Origin of the sequence: Trinickia acidisoli, from assembly GCF_017315725.1 — a bacterium.
Taxonomy (GTDB): domain Bacteria; phylum Pseudomonadota; class Gammaproteobacteria; order Burkholderiales; family Burkholderiaceae; genus Trinickia; species Trinickia acidisoli.
Genome location: NZ_JAFLRG010000001.1, coordinates 3,643,533 through 3,662,695, shown reverse-complemented (window position 1 = coordinate 3,662,695; position 19,163 = coordinate 3,643,533). Strand labels below are relative to the sequence as shown.

Below are 19,163 nucleotides of genomic sequence, written 5' to 3'. Positions count from 1 at the left end.
CAAATGCGCGTCGTCGACCTACAAGTTAGACCCCGACCATGCAAAACGTTCGAGCGGCAAGGGAAAACATCGAGGATCGTCCGTTTGCCTCGATACACTTGATAACGGCACGCGCGGGCGCCGGTTTAGGGGTGCTCGCGTGCTGGCCCGACTTCGGCCGGCCCGGTATCGACCTCCTTGGCATCGGAAGAATCATCCGGTGTCCTTCCCTTCGATACCGCATTTTCCGCGCCCGGGGCGACGAGCGGGCCGCGCCAAACGAGTTCGATCTGCGAGCCGTTGGGCTCCGTCTGCACGATCCGGGCGGGCAGCCAGCCGAGCGATGGAGCAAGCCAGACGTCGATGCGGCGACGATCGCCCTCGTGTCGCGGCAGTCTCGTGAAGTGGCGCGTCTCGAGGAAACCTTCGGCAGTCCGAATCGATTCGTCGCCGATCGTCTCGATCGGCCACAACTCGCCGCTATCGTCGTCGGCCACGTAGAACGAACGCGTGACGCCGGGCGTGTAGGCATCCGGGTCACCGCGCACGAGGCTTGCGAGCTGCATGACCATGCTGAAGCGATCTTGCGCGCCGTTCGGCAACGCGAGCGTCGCGCTCGTGCGCGTGAAGCCGATGCGCCGCGCCGTGCGATCGAACGTCGTCACCTCTTCGGGGCGGCGTCCGCGTTTTTCGATGTAGCGTTCAGGTGCAAGACCGAACGCGTCGATGCGGCCGCGGCTCTCGTACGAGAACGTGCCGACGAACGGCAGCGGTACCGAGACGATCATCGTATAGCCATCGCCGTCGCTCTCCCACTGGATCGTACCGGGCGCGTTTTCCACCCCGTTGTAAAACGTGTTGTAGTGCAAATTTCCCGATGGCGGGACGGAGAAGCGTACGCCCGCGCTCGGTGCGCTTGCTGGCGCCGCCGCGGCGGCGTGCCAGGCGCTCGGCGCGGATGCACCGGCTGCCGCGCTTCGCCCCGTTGCGTCGCGCTGTGTTTCGCTCGCCGCCTCGGGTGACTTGGGCGCGGTCTCGGCGGGGGCGAGCGCGTGTAATACCGGCGTTTGACTGGATTGCGCCGCGTGCACCGGCGCGGGGCGCGCCTCGGCCGGATGACGGGGACGCGCGCGTGCCGTATCGCGTGCGATCGGTTGCGCGGTCAACAGCGCCACCTGCAGCGGCGGCTTGACCGCTTCCGGGGCGAACGCATCGTGGTACCGATCGAACCACACGAGCGCCGCGCCATGGAGCGCGACGACCGTCGCAAGCGCGATGCCCCAGCGCCGGACGAGCTGGCGCGTCCCGCTGCGAGCGGGGCCGGGGCGAGCGGTGTCGGAGGAGAGTAGGGACGACATGGCGGTGTGCTCGATCGTCGGTGGGGCGACGGCGTGTCGAGCGCCGAAACGGCTTGAAATGCGTGGACAACCCACATGATGCCCGCAAACCGCGCATCGTGCCGGTGGTGGGCGGGCGTGGCGATCGCTACCGCGGCATGTCGCTGTAGCCGAGTTCGTAGGACAGCTTGCTTGCGCATGCTTTCAGCGCGAGCGCAATCTCCCCATCCCACGACAGATCGAACGTGCCTTCGTGCCCCAGCGCAATGAGCCCTAGCGCAAGATCGCCCGAGGCGTCGAACACGGGCATGCAAAAAGCGTGAATGGTCGGCAGCAGCATGCCCGCCACGCGCGCGGCTCCGTGCGCGCGGATTTCGTCGAGCACGCGCTCGAGCTCGGCTTCGCTGCGCGGCCCGGTCGTATGCGCTGAGCGGCGCGAGTCGGCGAGTTCGCGCTCGATCAGCGCCGCTGTCTTGCCGCGCGGCAGATAGGCCGCGAACAGTAGGCCCGTGGCCGAGCCGAGCAACGGCATGACGTCGCCGAGCTTGAGCGACGCTTTCGCCGGGTGGCTCGATTCCGTCCAATGGACGACCGTCGGCCCCAGGTTACCCCACACGGCGATGCCGACCGTGACGTCGAGCCGATCGCGCAGCGCCCCGAGGGCAAGCCGCGCAAGCTTGACGCCGTCCACGCGCGCGAGCCGCGCGAGCCCCATCTGCAGGGCGAATCCGCCCAGCTCGTAGCGGCCCGACACCGGGTCCTGCGCCACGATGCCCAAGCGCAAGAAGCTCACGAGGTAGCGGTGCGCCTTCGCGGGGCTCATCTGCGCGCACTTGGCCAGATCGCGCAGCATCATCGCGCGCGGCTCGTTCGTGAGCACTTCCAGCAGGCGAAACCCGACCTCGATCGACTGAATCCCCGTACGCACCTTCTCCTCGCCTTCGACGGCATCGTCGAGCGGCTCGTGCGGATCGCCGAGCGCGGGATCGAGCGGGTCATGCGAGGAAGACGGATTGGCGGACATGGGCAAGCGTTGAGAACGAGAGGTCGAAGACGGCGAAACGAAGGCAAAAAGCGCGGCACGGCTTATCATCGGCCGAAGCCGGGCGGCGCCGCGCATTCACCATCGTAAAATAGATTCCCTCTATCGTCATCTCACGGCTTCGAATCTCGTCACATGAAACTTGCCACGCTCAAAGACGGTACGCGCGACGGTCAACTCATCGTCGTCTCGCGCGATCTGCGCACGGCCGCCATCGCCGACAGCATCGCGCCGACGCTGCAGCGCGCGCTCGACGATTGGCCCTTCTACGCGCCGCAGCTCGCCGAGCTCTACGATGCGCTGAATCAGAGCCGCGCCCGTCATCCCTTCGCGTTCGAGCAGAAGGACTGCATGGCGCCGTTGCCGCGCGCATTCCAGTGGGCCGACGGTTCGGCGTACGTGAATCATGTCGAGCTCGTGCGCCGCGCGCGCGGCGCCGACATGCCGCCTGAATTCTGGACCGACCCGCTGATGTATCAAGGCGGCAGCGACGACTTCCTCGGTCCGCGCGAGGACATCGTCTGCGCGTCGGAGGCGTTCGGCATCGACTTCGAGGCCGAAGTGGCCGTTATCGCGTCCGACGTGCCGATGGGCACCGCGCCTGAGACGGCGCTCAAGGCCGTGCGCCTGCTCATGCTCGTCAACGACGTCTCGCTGCGCAACCTGATTCCGGCGGAACTCGCAAAGGGCTTCGGCTTCTTTCAAAGCAAGCCGGCCACGGCGTTTTCGCCCGTGGCCGTGACGCCCGACGAACTCGGCGAGCATTGGCGCGAGGGCCGCGTCGAGCGGCCGATGATCGTTCACTGGAACGGAAAGAAGGTTGGCCAACCCGACGCGGGTGTCGACATGGTGTTCCACTTCGGCCAGCTCATCGCGCATGCGGCGAAGACGCGCAACTTGCGCGCCGGCTCGATCGTGGGCTCGGGTACCGTCTCGAACAAGGACGCGCAGCGCGGGTATTGCTGCATCGCTGAAAAGCGCTGCCTGGAGACGATCGCGAACGGCGCGCCGCAAACGGAGTTCATGAAATACGGCGATACCGTCAAGATCGAGATGTTCGATCAGGCCGGCAAGTCGATCTTCGGGGCGATCGAGCAATCGGTCGCCCCGCGCGAGCACGCGTGAGCGTTCCTGAGAGCGCGAGGCTCGCGCCGGGTTTGGCCCGATGCGGCAGGGCCCGCGCGGGCCTACACTGACGATCGAGCGGCGCCGAGCCCAGGCGGGCTTTCGAGAACAACCAACTTGATCCGACACGGATGACCGACACCACGACCCCCGGCGACTTGGCGCCCTACGCGCATTACCGCTCGCTGCGCTTGCGGCGTCATCCGCACGGCGTGCTCGAAATCGTCATGAGCGGGGAAGGGATGAACAAAAGCGGGCTCGCGGCCGCGGACGATCGCATGCATCGCGAGCTTGCCGAGATTTGGCGCGACGTCGATCGCGATCCGGACACGCGGGTCGCCGTGATTCGCGGCGAGGGCAAAGGTTTTTCGGCGGGCGGCGATCTCGGCCTCGTCGAGCAGATGGCCGATCGCTTCGAGGTGCGCTCGCGCGTCTGGCGCGAGGCGCGCGACCTCGTCTACAACGTCATCAACTGCAGCAAGCCGATCGTCTCGGCGATGCATGGGCCAGCCGTCGGCGCCGGGCTCGTGGCCGGTTTGCTGGCCGACGTATCGATCGCAGCCAACGACGCGCGCATCATCGACGGCCACACGCGCCTAGGCGTCGCGGCCGGCGATCATGCCGCCATCGTGTGGCCGCTCCTGTGCGGGATGGCCAAAGCGAAGTACTACTTGCTGCTGTGCGAGGCCGTGAGCGGGGCCGAGGCCGAGCGGATCGGGCTCGTTTCGCTGGCGGTCGACGAAGCCGACTTGCTGCCGAAGGCGTTCGAGGTGGCGGCGCGGCTCGCGCAGGGCTCGCAGAGCGCGATCCGCTGGACCAAATATGCGCTCAACAACTGGTTGCGCATGGCGGGGCCGACGTTCGATACGTCGCTCGCGCTCGAATTCATGGGCTTCTCGGGCCCGGACGTGCGCGAGGGCATTCGCTCGTTGCGCGAGCGGCGCGCGCCCGACTTCCCGGGCGGCGACGAATTTTCTTGATGTGTCTTGACGAATTCTGATCGTATCGGAGGAGCACTCGATGACCGACACTGCCGGCGATAAGCCGCCTTTCCCTGGCTTTCCGGGCTTTCCGCCCGCGGAGATGCTCGACAAGATGTGGGACATGATGCGCCTGACGCCGTTCGGTGCGGCGTTTCCGGGGATGCAGCCGGGGACGGCGCAAGGCTTCGGCTCGCCGCTCACCGCGATGTCGGACATGATGTCGCCGCTCATGAACGTCGAGGAGCTCGACAAGCGCATCACCGACATGCGCGCCGTCGAGCAATGGCTCAAGCTCAATCTGAACATGCTGCAATCGGCGATTCAGGCGCTCGAAGTGCAGCGCTCGACGCTGGCGACGCTGCGCGCGTTCGGCGCGTTCGCGCAGGCGTCGATGACGCAGCCGCCCGAGCGCGCACAGCCGGCGGCTACGAAAGCGAGTTCGTCCTCGCCGTGGGGCGCTTCGGCGGGTAGTGCGCCTGCGTCGAGCCGGCCGAGCGACGCGGGCGGCAGCGCAGGCAGTACAGGCGGCAATGCCGATGCGGCCGGCGACACGCAGGGTTCCGGCACGCAGGCAGACGAAGCTGGCAACGCCGCGTTCGATCCCGCGGGGTGGTGGAACTTGCTGCAGTCGCAGTTCAACCAGCTCGCCGCGTTCGCGATGACACAGCCCGGCTCGGATAGCGAGGCCGGCGCGAAGGCGGCTTCGCCGAAGCAGGCCGGCGGCGCCCGCGCGCAGGGAGCCAAGGCCCAGGACGGCAGCGCCGCGTCGACGGCCAAGCCGGCCAAGCCGGCCGCCAAGCGCGCGCCCGCGCGCAAAAGCGGTGCGAATAGCCCAACTGGATCGAGCAGCGGCGCGGCGCGCGGGGAAAAATGACGCGCGCCGATCAGCGTCGGTCCGCCGACTCGCCTAGTACGCCGGACGAAGGCCCGGCACTGCTCCTGACCGTCGGTCGTTTGCCGTGCGCCTTGCGCTGGTCCTGATGGGAGGCGGCGCGCGGGCCGCTTACCAAGTCGGGGCGCTCAAAGCGCTCGCGCAAATCGCGCAGGAGGTGGCGCCGCTTCATCGCGGCTCGCCGTTCACGATCATCTGCGGGACGTCGGCCGGCGCGATCAACGCGGCCTCGATCGCGAGCCACGCGGACGACTTCGCGCTCGGCGTGGGCCGGCTCATCGATTTTTGGTCGCACGTTCGCGCACCACAGGTCTATCGCACCGATTGGCGTGGGGTGGCCGCGGCCGGCGCGCGCTGGCTCGCGACGATGAGCTTCGGCTGGGCCGTGCGGCGTTCGCCCCGGGCGCTGTTCGACAACAGCCCGCTCGCCGATCTGCTGCACGGAGCGCTCGACTTCGCGCGCATCGGCGAGATGCTCGACGCGCATGCGCTGCACGCGCTGTCGATCACGGCGCTCAGCTACTCGAGCGGCCGGCACCTGACGTTCTACCAGGCGGAGGAGCCGATCCAGTCCTGGCGGCGTGCGCAGCGCGGGGCGCGCATGGTGTCGCTGCAGCCTGCGCACTTGCTCGCGTCGGCGGCGATCCCGTTTCTCTTTCCGGCCGTGCCGCTCGATCTCGACGGCTGCGTCGAATATTTCGGCGACGGCTCGATCCGGCAAATCGCTCCGCTGAGCCCCGCGATCCACTTCGGCGCTCAGCGTATCGTCGTGCTCGGCGCGGCAACACCGCGTCCCGAAGTGCCGGCGGCGGCCGGGCTCCAAAGCGGCTATCCGTCGCTTGCGCAGATCGGTCAACAGGTGCTCGCGAGCGTTTTTCTCGATTCGATCGGCGCCGACATCGAACGCATCGAGCACATCAACCGCATGATTCGCCACCTGCCGCAGCACGTCGAGCCCGAGAGCGGCTGGCGCCACGTGGACGTGCTGCCGATCGCGCCGAGCGAGCGCATCGAACTCATGGCGGTGCGGCACCTCAAGCGTCTGCCGCTAACGGTGCGGGGGCTGCTCGGCGCCGTCGGCGGCAACCGCGCGGCGGGCGCGTCGTTCGCGAGCTACTTGCTGTTCGAAGCCGAATTCGCGCGCGAACTGATCGACCTCGGTTTTCGAGACGCGCTTGCGCAACGCGAGCTGCTGACCGAATGGATACGCGCGACCCTGAACCCAGGCGAGGCGAACGGCGCAAACGGGGCGGCAACCGGTGCCGGCGCCCCGAACGTGGGCGCGCGGGCGACGCAAGGCGGCCGCTAAAGTCCCGCCGGCGTGCTGTTGCAGCGGCACGTCGGGCTTGTCCGGAGGGCTGTGGCGTCGGCGGCGCGTGCTATCATTTCAAAGATTACGATCCGTGGGCGAACACCGAAAAACCATGATCGCGGCAGGCCGTTGCGCCGCTGTTCGCCGGACACGACCAGGGGCTCGGCGCGAAGCGCGGCGCCGCGTTCGATCATCGCCCGAGGCGGTTGGCGTCGGCCGATGTCTTTCCGCGCGGGGGTATCGCCGCTCGTCCGGCTTTGAGTTCGATCAATAAACGGACGCGATCGCAACGTAAAATTGAGTGCTTTTTGCCGCGTCGGCGCGGTGATCGAGCACGCGCGCGACAATAGTCATACGAGTTGTAATGGGCAGACCAGGGGTGGGACCTATGAACACCATGCTTTATCCGGAACTTTACAAATCGCTCGAATCCGTCCGATGGGATATGGAGAAGGACATTCCCTGGGACAAGTTCGACGCGTCGATGCTGACCGACGAGCAGGCGACGACGATCAAGATGAACGCCATCACCGAATGGTCGGCGCTGCCGGCGACGGAGATGTTCCTGCGCGACAATCACCACGACAGCGACTTCTCCGCGTTCATGAGCGTTTGGTTCTTCGAGGAGCAAAAGCATTCGCTGGTCCTGATGGAGTACCTGCGCCGTTTCAAGCCCGAGATGGTGCCGACGGAAGCCGAACTGCACGCCGTGCGCTTCGAATTCGATCCGGCGCCCCCGCTCGAGACGCTGATGCTGCATTTTTGCGGCGAGATCCGGTTGAACCACTGGTATCGCCGTGCCGCCGAATGGCACACGGAGCCCGTGATCAAGCACATCTACGAAACGATCTCGCGCGACGAGGCACGCCACGGCGGCGCCTACCTGCGTTACATGAAGAAGGCGCTGACGAACTGCGGCGACGTGGCGCGTGCCGCGTTCGCGAAAATCGGCGTGCTGATGGCATCGGCGCGCCGCACCGAAAAGCCGCTCCATCCGACGAACCTGCACGTGAACCGCGATTTGTTTCCGCGCGACACGATCCAATCGCGGCTGCCCGATCCCGAATGGCTCGAGCGCTGGCTCGACGAGCAGATCCGTTTCGACGACGGCTGGGAGAAGAAGGTCATCGAGCGCATTTTGCACAACCTCTCGCTTCTGTTCGAGCGCACGTTCACGACGGCTCAAGAGTTGAACCGTTATCGCAAGGAAGTCGCGTCGCGGCTGCAGGCGCAGGGTTCGGCCGAGCACCAAGCCGCTTAAATTCACGGCATCGATTCGTCGAGCCCGTCGGCGCGAGGGAATGTTCCTCGAACCGGCGGGCTTTTCGTCATTAGGACGCCAGCCGGTAGGCCGCAGCGAGCGGGCAGTCCGGCGCCGATCGGATTTTCTCGCCTATGTCTCTCGTTTCGTTCGAACGCAAGATCATGACCCGCGAAGCGCTCGTCGCCCGGCGCGACACGCTCGTTGCGCCCGTCGTCTTCACGAACGGCGTGTTCGACATCCTGCATCGCGGCCACGTCACCTACCTGGCGCGAGCGAAGGCGCTTGGCGCTTGTCTCATCGTCGGGGTGAACAGCGACGCATCGGTGCGCAGGCTGGGCAAGGGGGACGACCGGCCGATCAACGCCGAGGACGACCGGATGGCGCTGCTTGCCTCACTCGAAAGCGTCGATTGGGTCGTGAGGTTCGATGAGCAGACGCCCGTCGAACTGATCGGGGCGCTGCGGCCGGACGTGCTCGTCAAAGGCGGCGATTACGACATGGATGCGCTACCCGAATCGGCGCTCGTGCGCGGATGGGGGGGGCGAGCGCTCGCGATTGCGTTCGAGCACGAGCGCTCGACGACTGCGTTGCTCAAGAAGGTGCGCGCGCAGGCGGGCAAGGCGTAATCGGATGCCTTGCGCGCTAGGCGCTAGGCACGAGAGCGGGCGACGGGCCGGTCGCCCGTGGCGAGCATCCGGTTACCCGCCGAGCGGTGCGGCCGTGATGGAGGGCGTCGGGTCGGGCTGACCGACGATGGCTTGTTCTGCGGATTCGGCTTCCGAGATGGGTTGCGCCTTCAGCCACTCTGGATGGATTTGGCGTTCCAGGTGATGGGGCTCGCGTGTCCCTGCTGCCGGCAGCGGCCCGAGCATGCCGCTCGCCAGAGCGAATGCGATCAAATTGGCGAGAAACAAAATGGCGATCAGCCAACGCAACATCGTTTCGTCTCCTTATTGTTCATACCCCTGCGTGTTCATCCCTTTGACGCCGACGCCTCGTCGTTCGCCGCGATCAGCGCGAGCCCCGAGAGCACCAGCGTGTCGTGGCGCGTGTACGGCGCGTCGAGCGCGGCGGTGACCTGCGCCGCCGCACCGCCGCCGACGACCAGGCGCACCGGCGCCTCCCAGGCGCGGCAAAGTTCGCGCCACGCTCGCTCGATGAGCCCGGCTTGCCCGAGCAAGGAACCCGCCGCGATCGCGTGGTGCGTGTCGGTCGCGAACCAGTGCCGCGCGAGCGCGGCGCCCACGAGCGTGCCCGCCGAGTCGGCGGCCAGCGTCGGCAACTGTGCCGTGTGCTCGCCGAGCGAGCGCATCATCAGCGACCAGCCTGGTGCGATCATCCCACCCACGAAGCAGCCGTCGGCTGTCAGCGCTTCGAGCGTCGTCGCCGTGCCGAGTGTCGCGATCAGCAGCGGCTCGCCCGGAAACGCAGCGTGCGCGCCGATCAGGCCCGCCCAGCGGTCGCTGCCGAGCCGTTCGGGACTGCCGTAGCCGTTGACGACCCCGCATTGCCGCGCGCATGCGCGAATGAAGGTGCGCGACAGGCCCGGCCAACGTGCGTCGAGTAGCGCCGCGAGCCGCTCGGCAACGGCTTCGCCCGCGACATTCGAAATCCAGGCACCGCCCGGGGCGGGAAGCGCGGCCCATTCTACGGGCTCCTGCGCACTGGGCGCACAGAACTCGCCGGCGTCCGCTCGGGCGCTTTCCTGCCGCTCGCCGGAACTGGCATCGGCGCCCAATGCATGTGCGAACACGCCGCTGCGCAAGAATGCGCCGTGTTCATCGGCCAGCGCCCATTTCACGCGGCTGTTGCCGGCGTCGATCAACAGGAACGGCGTGCGGCCGCTCATGAAGCATCGTCGACGAGCCGCAGCGAGACGTCGCCCGTCGCGATGGCTTGCATCCCCGCGTCGGTCGACAGCAGCAACTGGCCGGAGCCGTCGACGCCTGTCGCGATACCGCGCGCGAGCTCGACTCCCTTGTCGATCAGCACGACCTCGCGATTCGCGTAAGCGTGGCACGCGTTCCAGCGGTCGACGAACGGCGCGAAGCCATGCGTGCCGAAGCGCTCGATCATCTCCGTCAGCGCTTTGAGGGCGACTGCCAGCGTGTCGGTCAGATTGGCGCTCGGGAGCGCCTGCGAGAGCGCAGCCGGCGGCGTGGCGCGTGCCTGGGCGGGCGCCCCCGCGGCAGCGGCCTCGAGTTCCGCTTCGAGCGCCTCGTCACGGCGCACGTTGATGCCGACGCCGATGACGACGGCGCTGGCGCTCGCGGTGCTCCAAGCCGTCTCGATCAGAATCCCGGCGAGCTTGCGGCCGTCGAGCAGTACGTCGTTCGGCCATTTGAGCGCGAGCCGCGCGGCTTCGCCCGGCATCAGGCGCGCGAGCGAGTCGACCACGGCTACGCCCGTCGCCAGGCTGAGCCCGGCGAGCCCCGCGAGCGGACGCGGCAGCACGCACGCGAGCGAGAACGTCAGCGCGTTGCCCGGGCTCGCCTGCCAACTACGGCCCTGTCGTCCGCGCCCCGCCGTTTGCCGGTAAGCCGCCCGCACGGCATGTACGCCCGGTGCGACGCGCTCGCGCGGCAACGCCTTCATGCGCGCCATGAGGTCGGTGTTGGTCGAAGCCGTCTCGTCGACGATCTCGAGCGCCTCCGACGGAATCGTGCCAGCGCCGCCGGCGCGTGCGCGTTCGCGGTCGATGCGCCAGTCGTCGGCGCGACCGTTCGCCGCGGAGCCATTGATCGGGGGAGGGAAATGGGTATCGGTCATGGCCGTATTGTAGTGGGGCCGGCGGATTGCGGCGCGCCAAACGTGTTGCGGCGCGTCAAATGCAATGCGGTCCGGTTGCCGCATGCGGGTTCGCCGCGTAGCGAGCCGAGGGCCGCTTTCCAAGGCGTTGCCGGCCCGCGGCCCGCTACAATGGCCCCAGTTCAGTTCATCGCGTAGGGCTTTCCTTTCTTGGACTTCGATACCCCGCCCGGCTTGCGGATCGACACCGGCAGCCGAGGCCCGCTCGTCACGCTGTCCGGACAGTGGACCGCGCTGGCGCTCGCGCGCGACCGCGCCCGGGCCGGCGCCACCTCGCGTCTGGCCGCGCTCGCGCGCGCGGCGCCCGCGCAATGGGACTTGTCAGGCGTCGAGCGAATGGATCACGTCGGCGGGCAGGCGCTGTGGCGCGTGTGGGGCCGCAAGATGCCCGAACAGATCACGCTCACCGATACGCAGCGGGACATCTTCGCGCGGATTGTCCTGCTCGAAGCCCAGCGCGAGAGCCCCGAGCCCGTCGAGCGCGTCGATATCGTCACGGCGCTGGGCCGTTCGGTCCTGGGTTTTGCCGACCACGCCTACGGCGGCTTGGCGATGTTCGGCCGTTTCGTGCTCGACATGCTGACGGTGCTGCGCCGTCCGGCGCGTGCGCCGTGGCTCGAAATCTCGGCGAACATCTACAGCGCCGGGGCGAAGGCGCTGCCGATCACCGCGCTCGTCGCGTTCTTGATCGGCATCGTGCTCAGCTACTTATCGGCGCAGCAACTGCGGCTGTTCGGCGCGAATCAATTCATCGTCAATATCCTTGGCCTCGCCGTGATTCGCGAGCTCGGTCCCGTGCTGTCCGCGATACTCGTCGCTGGGCGCTCGGGATCGGCCATCACGGCGCAGATCGGCGCCATGCGCGTGACCGAAGAGCTCGACGCCATGCGCGTCATGGGAATTGCGCTGGGGCTGCGCCTCGTGCTGCCGCGCGTCGTGGCGCTGTCGGTGGCGATGCCGCTGCTCGTCATGTGGACCAACATCGTCGCGCTGGCCGGCGGCGCGCTCGCGGCGCGACTCGTGCTCGGCATCGACGTGGGATACTTCGCGAAGGGATTGCCGAGCGTCGTGCCGATCGCGAACCTGTGGATCGGGCTCGGCAAGGGCGTCGTGTTCGGCATGCTGATCGCGCTCGTCGCCTGCCACTTCGGTTTTCGCATCAAGCCGAATTCGCAAAGCCTCGGGACGGGCACGACGGCGTCCGTCGTCTCGTCGATCACGGTCGTCATCTTGGCCGATGCGATTTTCGCCATCGTCTTCCAGAACGTGGGGCTATGACCGCGCCGCTCTCCGCCGCCGTGCGCAACCGTCCGCCGCCCGCGATTGCCGAGCGCGTGATCGAGGTGCGCGATCTGACCAAGCGCTACGGCGGCATGGTGGTGCATGAGCACTTGGATTTCGACGTGCGACGCGGGGAAATCGTCTCGATCGTCGGCGGATCGGGATCGGGCAAGACGACGCTGGTTCGCCAAATTCTCGGGCTCGAGGCGCCCACCTCGGGCACGATCGCCGTGTTCGGGCGCGATACGTCGACGATCGACGAACAAACGGCGCACGTCATGCGCAGCCGCGTGGGCATGCTGTTTCAGCAAGGCGCGCTGTTTTCGTCGATGTCGGTCTTCGACAACGTCGCGCAGCCGATTCGCGAGCTCGGCCGCGTGCCGGCCCCGCTGTTGCACGACATCGTCATGCTCAAACTCGAGATGGTCGGGCTGCCCTGCAAGGATGCGTCGAAGATGCCCGCGGCGCTCTCGGGCGGCATGATCAAGCGCGTGGGCATTGCTCGAGCGCTCGCGCTCGAGCCGGAGTTGCTGTTTCTCGACGAGCCGACGGCCGGGCTCGACCCGAAGGCGTCGGAAGACTTCGTCGAACTGATCGCGACGCTGCATCGCGCGCTCGGCTTGACCGTCGTCATGGTGACGCACGATCTCGACACGATGGCTGCGCTGTCGACGCGCGTCGCTGTCATCGCCGACCGGCGCGTGCTCGTTGCCGCACCGATCGAGGAGGCGGCGGCGGTGGACCATCCGTTCATCCGCGCGTTTTTTCTCGGCCGGCGCGGCCGGCGGGCGCTGCAGGCGCTGCCGCCCGAGCGCCGTGCCAAGTTGCCGCCGGCCGCGCTCGCGTCCGCGTCGGCGGAGGTGCCGCTATGACGCGACGGCGCGCCGCTGTTTGACGCACTGCGCTCAACGACGGGACGAAAGCGAATGGAAAACAAATCGCACGCATTTTGGGCTGGGCTCTTCACGATTGGACTCGGCGTCACGATCGCGCTGGCCGTATTCTGGTTCAATCTCGATCGCACCGTGCGCGTACCGTACGATTTGATTTCGCACACGAACGTGACGGGGCTCTCGACCGATGCCGACGTGCGCTATCGCGGCCTCGAAGTGGGCAAGGTGCAATCGATCCATTTCGATCGCGCTTCACCGGGGACCATCGTCATCCGCATCCTCGTCGACAAGAACGCGCCGATCACGCGCTCGACGTTCGGCAGTCTCGGCCTGCAGGGCGTTACCGGCATCGCCTTCGTGCAACTCGACGATACGGGCGCGGATCCGACTCCGGTGCCGAGCTCCGCGCACCACGTTGCGCAGCTACCGATGCGCCCAGGCTTGCTCGATCAATTGCAAGAGCGCGGCGACGCGTTGCTCAGCGAGTTGCAAAGCGTGGCCGCGCATGCGGACGCGATGCTGTCGGACCCAACGCGCATGCAGTTGATGGCGACGGCGGCGAGCCTGCAGCATGCGGCCGACGCGGTCACGACGCTCGCGCAAGCGGTGCAGCCGGCGGTGTCGCGATTGCCGGGCGCGATGGACCAGTTCACGCGCACGCTTGCGGCGACGAACGCGCTCGTCACGACGCTGTCGGCATCGAACGGGCCGCTCGTCTCGAACTTGAACAAGATCGGTTCGGCGGCCGATCGGGCGCGCGGCGCGCTCGCGACGATGAATGCGTCGCTGCTGGAGATGTCGGCGCGGCTCGACTACGAAACGCTGCCGCGGATGAACGCGCTCGCGACCGACGTGAGCGGCGCGGCGCGGGCAGTCGATCGCGCGGCCGACGCCTTCAGCACGAGCCCGAGGAGCCTGTTGTTCGGCGTGGGGCGTGCGCAGCCGGGGCCGGGCGAGCCGGGCTTCGCGTGGCCCGATGCGGCGAGCGCCGGCGCACGGCATTGAGTCGGACGTGGATCGGGCATCGGCTAGGCATTGAATCGAAGAGGAAGCGAACAACATGGCACGTTCAATCGATGTGATTGCGCGGATGCGGGCGCAGTGCGCTGAGTGGGCGCGCGTGGGACGCTGCGCGCGCACGTCGACGGCAGCGGCATGCCTGCTTGCCGCGGCGGGCGTGCTCGGGATGATGGGCGGCTGCGCGTTCGGTACGCCCGCGGCCGTCTCGAACATTCGCTACGACCTCGGCCCCGAGCATGCGCCGGCTTATGCGGGCCCGCTGCCGACGCTACGTTTGTTCGACGTGCGCGCGCCGGCCGCGCTCGATACGGACGACATTGCGTACCGCTTGAGCTACGCGGACCCGCGGCGCACGGCGGCCTATGCGAACAGCCATTGGGCGATGCGGCCCGCGCAGCTTTTGACGGAGCGCGTGCGCGGTGCACTGGCCGCGCGCGGCACGGTGCTCGGCGGCGGCGAAGCGGTGAGCGTACCGCTGCTCACGATCGATCTCGAACAGTTCGAGCAGGTATTCGACAGCGAGACGCAAAGCCACGGCGCGCTAACCGCGCGCGCGACGCTCACGCGCGACGGCGTGCTGATCGCGCAGCAGACGTTCGTGGCGCGCGCGCCGGCAAGCATGCCCGACGCCGCGGGCGGCGTGCGTGCGCTCGCGGCGGCCAGCGACGAATTCGTGGCGCAGCTCATGGCTTGGCTCGGCATGCAAAGCGGTGCCGTCGCGCGGTGAGTCACTCGCGCGCCACGCATGCGACCGCACGCGGGGCACGCTGGCGAACCGTGGCGCGGCCCTGCGCCGAACGGTCTGTCCATCGCGCGAGGCCTTGCAGGACAAGGCGCCAGCGCTCGCGCGCAACGCTCGTTATAATCGGCTCGGCTTCCTTCCTACCCATGCCGGATGCCGACGCTCGCGTCATTCGATGCGATTCGATGCAATGCGACGCGCTTGTGCGACGCGGCGCGCTGCGGCGGCTCGGCTCAACATCCGAACCCAAAGACCATGGACTCCTTCTACAAGTACCACGTCTTTTTCTGCTTGAATCAACGCGATCCCGGCGCCGAGCGCCCGAGTTGCGGACGGCGTTGCGATGCGGAGAAAATGCTCGACCACACGAAGAAACGCGTGAAAAAGCTCGGCCTCGCGGCACCCGGCAACGTGCGCATCAACAAGGCCGGCTGTCTCGATCGCTGCGAGCAGGGACCTGCGATCGTCGTTTATCCCGAAGGCACGTGGTACACCTATTTCGACGAAGCCGATCTCGACGAGATCGTCGATTCGCACCTGAAGGACGGCAAGATCGTCGAGCGGCTGCTGATCGACCAGCCCGCCTGATTCACCGAAGTCCGACCGCCGCGCCATGAACGCTCACACGAAAAAATTTCTCATCGACGGTCCCATCGGAAAGATCGAAGTCGCGCTCGATGTGCCCGACGGTACGCCGCGCGGCATCGCGCTCGTCGCGCATCCGCATCCGTTGTTCGGCGGATCGATGGACAACAAGGTCGCACAAACGCTCACGCGTACGCTCGTGCAACTGGGCTACGTGACCTATCGCTCGAATTTTCGCGGGGTGGGGCAGACCGAGGGCAAGCACGATGAAGGCGTGGGCGAGCGCGACGATCTGCTCGCGGTGCTCGCGTATATGCGCGAGCAGCCGGGGCAAGCGTCCTTGCCGCTCGTGCTGGCCGGTTTCTCGTTCGGCACGGCCGTGATTTCGCACGTCGCGCGCACGCTTGCCGAGCGCGGCGAGGCGGTCGAGCGCATGGTGTTCGTCGGCACGGCCGCGAGCCGCTTCGAGGTGGCGAACGTGCCCGAGAACACGCTCGTCATCCACGGCGAAGAGGACGACACGGTGCCGATCGGTTCCGTGTTCGATTGGGCGCGGCCGCAGGAATTGCCCGTCGTCGTCATTCCAGGGGCGGAGCACTTTTTGCATCGCAAGCTGCACATCTTGAAACGCATCGTGGTCGATGCCTGGCGTTGAGCTGACAACGCGCTGATATTGAGCTGACGAAAGCCGCGACGAAGGCGATCTGAAAGGCCGCCGAGCGGCGGCCGCGCACACGTTCGTGCCGCAAAAAAGCGCGTTTTCGACGGGACGTGCCGCGTATAATGGGCGCAATTTTTTTCGCACCGCCCTGTCGACGCGGTCCCGCGCGATGCATTGCGGGTAGCACGGCGATACATGCAAGCGAATCGAGCGAACCGAATCGCGCGTCGCCGGTCCAACCGGCTGCCGCGCAGCCGCGTCGCTCGTTCGTCGTGCGCCGTGACGGGCGGCGAGCACCGCCCATCGGCGGCCGGCACTTCCCGAATGCGCGCACCGCGCGCGTCGTTTTTCTGCACGAATCGATCTATGCGTTCTTCCTCGTTCCGCCTTCCGTCGCTTGCCTCGTCCTTCGCTCCCTCATCGCTTCATCGCACCGCGCCAGTCTGCGCACTGATCGCCGCCACGCTCGTCGCGGGCGCGGCCTATGCGCCTGTCGCGCGAGCGCAGGTGCCGCCGCCGGCCGTGACGGCCAAGTCGTGGGTGCTCGTCGACGCGACGAGCAATCAGGTCCTCGCATCGGGCAACGCCGACGAGCGTGTCGAGCCCGCTTCGCTGACGAAGCTGATGACGGCCTACATCGTCTTCGAAGCGCTGCAGACGAAGAAAATTTCGATGGACCAGGTCGTCATCCCGAGCGATGCCGTGCGCCGCGTGCGCAACGACGAATCGCGCATGTTCATCGAAGCGGAGAAACCCGTCACGGTGCACGATCTCGTCTACGGCATGATCGTGCAGTCGGGCAACGACGCGGCGATCGCCCTGGCCGAACTCGTCGGCGGCAGCGAAGCTCATTTCGTCGAGATGATGAACACCGAAGCGCAGCGGCTCGGCATGAAGGGCACGCACTACGCGGACGTGAACGGCATGCCGTCGGCGGGGCATTACACGACGGCCGGCGACCTCGCCGTGCTCTCGGCCCACCTGATTCGCGACTTCCCCGAGTACTACAGCATCTTCTCGGTCAAGGAGTTCACGTACAACAAGATCAAGCAGCCGAACCGCAACCGGCTGCTGTGGCTCGATCCGTCCGTCGACGGCTTGAAGACGGGCCACACAGAAGCGGCGGGCTACTGCCTGATCGCTTCGGCCAAGCGTCCGCTGCCGGGTGCGTCCGATGCCTCGCGCCGCCTCGTCAGCGTGATGATGGGCGAGGACAAAGAGCATGAGCGCGTGCAGGACAGCATGAAGATGCTGAACTACGGCTACTCGGCTTACGACACGGTGCGCCTGTTCAAGGCGAACCAGCCCGTGCAGACGCCGCGCGTCTACAAGGGCATGGCGAACACGGTGCAGGTGGGCGTGAAGCGCGATCAGTACATCACCGTGCCGCGCGGCATGGGCGACAAGATCAAGCCGCAGTTCGTGCTGAACGAGCCGCTCGTCGCGCCGCTCGCGAACGGCCAGCAGGTCGGAACGGTGCAGATCGTCGCCGACGGCAAGACGCTGACGCAATTCCCTGTCGTCGCGCTGCAGGCGGTGCCGCAAGCGGGCATCGGCGGGCGCGTCTGGGATTCGCTCTTGCTCATGTTCGGCAAGAAGAAGTGACGAAAGGTGTGACCATGAGCCCCGTGAACGAGTCCTTAATCGACTTTCCTTGCGACTTTCCGATCAAGGTCATGGGCAAGGCGCACCCCGATTTCGCCGAGACGATCGTGTCCGTCGTGCGGCAGTTCGATGCGAGCTTCGACGCGGCGCGCATCGAGACGCGGCCTTCGAGCGGCGGCAACTACATCGGCTTGACCGTGACCGTTCGGGCGCAAAGCCGTGCGCAGCTCGACGACATCTATCGGGCCCTCACCGGGCATCCGATGGTGAAGGTCGTGCTGTGAACTGAGCGCGAAAGCGCTCCACTTCCTCCAACAACCACGTGCGGAATGCCTGCACCCGCGCGCTCGCGAACAGCGGCGGCGGGCAGACGAACCAGTAGGACGACGCGTTCGGCGCGTCGATCTCGAACAGGCGTACGAGGTGCCCCGCGGCGAGCTCGTGTGTCGCGATCGAGCGGCGGATGAGCGCGATGCCTTGCCCGTCGATCGCCGCTTGCAACAGATTCGACGAATCCTGATACAGCACGCCGCGCCGCGGCTCGGGGACGCCGCTGAGCCCGGCCGCTTCGAACCAGGTGCGCCACATTTGATCGTCCGATCGCAGTAGCCGCGGCGACGCCGCCAGTTCGGCCGGCGTCTTCGGCAATGCGCCACCGGCGAACGTCGGCGCGCAGACGGGGAACGCTATTTCGTCGAGTAGCGGCTCGACGTGAAGATCGGGGTAGCGGCCCGGACCGAAACGGATACCGACGTCGACATCGTCGCGCGTGAAGTCCGTCAAGGCGTTCGTCGATAACAGCTCCAGATCGATCTCCGGGTGGCGCTCGATGAAGCGGCCGATGCGCGGCGTGATCCAGCGCGCCGAGAACGAGGACATCGACGACACGACGAGCCGCCGCGCGCGCTGGCCCTCGCGCACCTCGCGCGTGGCGTCGGCGAGCGTCATCAGCGCGGCGCGCACGTCCTTCGCATAGCGGCAGCCGGTGTCGGTCAGCCGGACCCGTTTGCCTTCGCGTAAAAACAACGGCGTGCCGAGTTCGTCTTCGAGCGCTCGGATCTGATGGCTGACGGCGCCGTGCGTGACGAACAGCTCGTCGGCCGCGCGCGAGAAGCTTTCGTGGCGCGCAGCGGCTTCGAACGTCTTCAGCGCATTGAGCGCGGGCAGTTGTCGCAAATCCACGGATCATCCTGCTTGTTAATTTTTCTCACATAAGCGTGAGAATTGATCGTTTTGCCGAATGGCTTGCCACGTCTAGGATTCTAGTCACGGAGCAACTTTTTTGTGAGTCGATCATGCGACAAATTTCCTCAAGTATCACGCTCGAAATCGCACCTGGCGAAACCGTGCCGATGATGATCGCGCACAGCACGCGTTTGTCCGTGCATGGCGCGCCCGTATGGGTCACGCGCAGCAACGACGTCGAGGACTATTGGCTCGCGCCTGGCCGCTCGCTGCGTCTGCGGCCAGGCGAGCGCCTCTGGCTCAGCACCGAAGGGCACCGGGCGGCGTGCGTCGCGTTCGTCGCGCCGTTGCCGCGCGCAGCGGTGCTGACCGATCTGTTCAAGGCGCTGGGCGATTGGTGGGCAGCGCGCGTGAGCGGCTGGTGCACGGTTTGATGCGGACGCGGCGCG

General features: G+C 67.0%; 21 protein-coding genes. 15 read left to right on the top strand and 6 right to left on the bottom strand.

Features of this window, described 5'->3' with window-relative positions; all coding sequences use genetic code 11:
- Window positions 1–125: 125 nt before the first annotated feature.
- Both J3485_RS16815 and J3485_RS16810 read right to left on the bottom strand, forming a co-directional pair.
- Window positions 126–1,337 (bottom strand): DUF3108 domain-containing protein, encoded by a 1,212-nt coding sequence (locus J3485_RS16815; protein ID WP_206954808.1) that lies wholly within the window; start codon window positions 1,335–1,337, stop codon window positions 126–128.
- A 127-nt stretch (window positions 1,338–1,464) separates the two neighbouring features.
- A complete protein-coding gene (locus J3485_RS16810; RefSeq protein ID WP_206954806.1) occupies window positions 1,465–2,340 on the bottom strand; it encodes an IclR family transcriptional regulator in 876 nt (291 codons plus the stop codon).
- 153 nt (window positions 2,341–2,493) lie between these two features.
- Here J3485_RS16810 and J3485_RS16805 point away from each other — a divergent pair, with 153 nt between their 5' ends.
- From J3485_RS16805 to rfaE2, 6 genes are all read left to right on the top strand, one after another.
- Entirely contained in the window at window positions 2,494–3,483 is a 990-nt protein-coding gene (locus J3485_RS16805; RefSeq protein ID WP_206954804.1) for a fumarylacetoacetate hydrolase family protein, read from the top strand.
- A gap of 131 nt (window positions 3,484–3,614) precedes the next feature.
- A complete protein-coding gene (locus tag J3485_RS16800) occupies window positions 3,615–4,463 on the top strand; it encodes an enoyl-CoA hydratase/isomerase family protein (protein WP_206954801.1) in 849 nt (282 codons plus the stop codon).
- A gap of 40 nt (window positions 4,464–4,503) precedes the next feature.
- Window positions 4,504–5,340 (top strand): PhaM family polyhydroxyalkanoate granule multifunctional regulatory protein, encoded by an 837-nt coding sequence (locus J3485_RS16795; RefSeq protein WP_206954799.1) that lies wholly within the window; start codon window positions 4,504–4,506, stop codon window positions 5,338–5,340.
- An 85-nt stretch (window positions 5,341–5,425) separates the two neighbouring features.
- Window positions 5,426–6,667, top strand: a complete 1,242-nt coding sequence (locus J3485_RS16790) for a patatin-like phospholipase family protein (RefSeq protein WP_206954790.1) — start codon at window positions 5,426–5,428, stop codon at window positions 6,665–6,667.
- 391 nt (window positions 6,668–7,058) lie between these two features.
- Complete coding sequence (locus tag J3485_RS16785) at window positions 7,059–7,931, top strand: ferritin family protein (protein WP_206954785.1); 873 nt, start codon at window positions 7,059–7,061, stop codon at window positions 7,929–7,931.
- Between the two features lie 134 nt (window positions 7,932–8,065).
- Window positions 8,066–8,560, top strand: a complete 495-nt coding sequence (gene rfaE2, locus J3485_RS16780) for a D-glycero-beta-D-manno-heptose 1-phosphate adenylyltransferase (protein WP_206954784.1) — start codon at window positions 8,066–8,068, stop codon at window positions 8,558–8,560.
- Window positions 8,561–8,632: 72 nt separating this feature from the next.
- Here the strand turns inward: rfaE2 and J3485_RS16775 are convergent, their stop codons facing one another.
- The 3 genes from J3485_RS16775 to J3485_RS16765 are packed head-to-tail and all read right to left on the bottom strand — an operon-like array spanning window position 8,633 to window position 10,703.
- Window positions 8,633–8,872 (bottom strand): hypothetical protein, encoded by a 240-nt coding sequence (locus tag J3485_RS16775; protein ID WP_206954778.1) that lies wholly within the window; start codon window positions 8,870–8,872, stop codon window positions 8,633–8,635.
- 35 nt (window positions 8,873–8,907) lie between these two features.
- Window positions 8,908–9,783 (bottom strand): type III pantothenate kinase, encoded by an 876-nt coding sequence (locus tag J3485_RS16770; RefSeq protein ID WP_206954775.1) that lies wholly within the window; start codon window positions 9,781–9,783, stop codon window positions 8,908–8,910.
- Window positions 9,780–10,703 (bottom strand): biotin--[acetyl-CoA-carboxylase] ligase, encoded by a 924-nt coding sequence (locus tag J3485_RS16765; protein ID WP_206954774.1) that lies wholly within the window; start codon window positions 10,701–10,703, stop codon window positions 9,780–9,782. Before J3485_RS16765 ends, J3485_RS16770 begins: the two co-directional genes overlap by 4 nt.
- A gap of 189 nt (window positions 10,704–10,892) precedes the next feature.
- On the opposite strand from J3485_RS16765, the gene J3485_RS16760 reads away from it, so the two are divergent.
- From J3485_RS16760 to J3485_RS16725, 8 genes are all read left to right on the top strand, one after another.
- On the top strand, window positions 10,893–12,020 hold the full coding sequence (locus J3485_RS16760; RefSeq protein ID WP_206954772.1) for an MlaE family ABC transporter permease: 1,128 nt from the start codon (window positions 10,893–10,895) through the stop codon (window positions 12,018–12,020).
- Window positions 12,017–12,895 (top strand): ABC transporter ATP-binding protein, encoded by an 879-nt coding sequence (locus J3485_RS16755; RefSeq protein ID WP_206954762.1) that lies wholly within the window; start codon window positions 12,017–12,019, stop codon window positions 12,893–12,895. Before J3485_RS16760 ends, J3485_RS16755 begins: the two co-directional genes overlap by 4 nt.
- Before the next feature lie 54 nt (window positions 12,896–12,949).
- Entirely contained in the window at window positions 12,950–13,921 is a 972-nt protein-coding gene (locus J3485_RS16750; RefSeq protein WP_206954752.1) for an MlaD family protein, read from the top strand.
- 181 nt (window positions 13,922–14,102) lie between these two features.
- Window positions 14,103–14,663: an ABC-type transport auxiliary lipoprotein family protein gene (locus J3485_RS16745; protein ID WP_242538814.1), complete on the top strand. Its 561-nt coding sequence runs from the start codon at window positions 14,103–14,105 to the stop codon at window positions 14,661–14,663.
- A gap of 270 nt (window positions 14,664–14,933) precedes the next feature.
- Window positions 14,934–15,266, top strand: coding sequence for a (2Fe-2S) ferredoxin domain-containing protein (locus J3485_RS16740; RefSeq protein WP_206954750.1), 333 nt, complete (start codon window positions 14,934–14,936; stop codon window positions 15,264–15,266).
- 25 nt (window positions 15,267–15,291) lie between these two features.
- Complete coding sequence (locus J3485_RS16735; protein ID WP_206954747.1) at window positions 15,292–15,918, top strand: alpha/beta hydrolase; 627 nt, start codon at window positions 15,292–15,294, stop codon at window positions 15,916–15,918.
- 372 nt (window positions 15,919–16,290) lie between these two features.
- Window positions 16,291–17,529, top strand: a complete 1,239-nt coding sequence (locus J3485_RS16730) for a D-alanyl-D-alanine carboxypeptidase family protein (protein ID WP_206954740.1) — start codon at window positions 16,291–16,293, stop codon at window positions 17,527–17,529.
- Between the two features lie 14 nt (window positions 17,530–17,543).
- On the top strand, window positions 17,544–17,813 hold the full coding sequence (locus J3485_RS16725) for a DUF493 family protein (protein WP_206954737.1): 270 nt from the start codon (window positions 17,544–17,546) through the stop codon (window positions 17,811–17,813).
- Here the strand turns inward: J3485_RS16725 and J3485_RS16720 are convergent.
- Window positions 17,779–18,711 (bottom strand): transcriptional regulator GcvA, encoded by a 933-nt coding sequence (locus J3485_RS16720; protein WP_206954734.1) that lies wholly within the window; start codon window positions 18,709–18,711, stop codon window positions 17,779–17,781. The two genes, J3485_RS16725 and J3485_RS16720, sit on opposite strands and share 35 nt — an antisense overlap.
- Before the next feature lie 113 nt (window positions 18,712–18,824).
- Between J3485_RS16720 and J3485_RS16715 the strand changes: the two genes are divergently transcribed.
- Window positions 18,825–19,148, top strand: coding sequence for a DUF2917 domain-containing protein (locus J3485_RS16715; protein ID WP_206954732.1), 324 nt, complete (start codon window positions 18,825–18,827; stop codon window positions 19,146–19,148).
- The last annotated feature ends 15 nt before the right edge of the window (window positions 19,149–19,163 follow it).

Bases quoted from the DNA above. Each gene is read 5' to 3' on its own strand.
- J3485_RS16815 (WP_206954808.1), bottom strand. From the start codon at position 1,337: ATGTCGTCCCTACTCTCCTCCGACACCGCTCGCCCCGGCCCCGCTCGC.
- J3485_RS16810 (WP_206954806.1), bottom strand. From the start codon at position 2,340: ATGTCCGCCAATCCGTCTTCCTCGCATGACCCGCTCGATCCCGCGCTC.
- J3485_RS16805 (WP_206954804.1), top strand. From the start codon at position 2,494: ATGAAACTTGCCACGCTCAAAGACGGTACGCGCGACGGTCAACTCATC.
- J3485_RS16800 (WP_206954801.1), top strand. From the start codon at position 3,615: ATGACCGACACCACGACCCCCGGCGACTTGGCGCCCTACGCGCATTAC.
- J3485_RS16795 (WP_206954799.1), top strand. From the start codon at position 4,504: ATGACCGACACTGCCGGCGATAAGCCGCCTTTCCCTGGCTTTCCGGGC.
- J3485_RS16785 (WP_206954785.1), top strand. From the start codon at position 7,059: ATGAACACCATGCTTTATCCGGAACTTTACAAATCGCTCGAATCCGTC.
- rfaE2 (WP_206954784.1), top strand. From the start codon at position 8,066: ATGTCTCTCGTTTCGTTCGAACGCAAGATCATGACCCGCGAAGCGCTC.
- J3485_RS16775 (WP_206954778.1), bottom strand. From the start codon at position 8,872: ATGTTGCGTTGGCTGATCGCCATTTTGTTTCTCGCCAATTTGATCGCA.
- J3485_RS16770 (WP_206954775.1), bottom strand. From the start codon at position 9,783: ATGAGCGGCCGCACGCCGTTCCTGTTGATCGACGCCGGCAACAGCCGC.
- J3485_RS16765 (WP_206954774.1), bottom strand. From the start codon at position 10,703: ATGACCGATACCCATTTCCCTCCCCCGATCAATGGCTCCGCGGCGAAC.
- J3485_RS16755 (WP_206954762.1), top strand. From the start codon at position 12,017: ATGACCGCGCCGCTCTCCGCCGCCGTGCGCAACCGTCCGCCGCCCGCG.
- J3485_RS16750 (WP_206954752.1), top strand. From the start codon at position 12,950: ATGGAAAACAAATCGCACGCATTTTGGGCTGGGCTCTTCACGATTGGA.
- J3485_RS16745 (WP_242538814.1), top strand. From the start codon at position 14,103: ATGATGGGCGGCTGCGCGTTCGGTACGCCCGCGGCCGTCTCGAACATT.
- J3485_RS16740 (WP_206954750.1), top strand. From the start codon at position 14,934: ATGGACTCCTTCTACAAGTACCACGTCTTTTTCTGCTTGAATCAACGC.
- J3485_RS16735 (WP_206954747.1), top strand. From the start codon at position 15,292: ATGAACGCTCACACGAAAAAATTTCTCATCGACGGTCCCATCGGAAAG.
- J3485_RS16730 (WP_206954740.1), top strand. From the start codon at position 16,291: ATGCGTTCTTCCTCGTTCCGCCTTCCGTCGCTTGCCTCGTCCTTCGCT.
- J3485_RS16725 (WP_206954737.1), top strand. From the start codon at position 17,544: ATGAGCCCCGTGAACGAGTCCTTAATCGACTTTCCTTGCGACTTTCCG.
- J3485_RS16715 (WP_206954732.1), top strand. From the start codon at position 18,825: ATGCGACAAATTTCCTCAAGTATCACGCTCGAAATCGCACCTGGCGAA.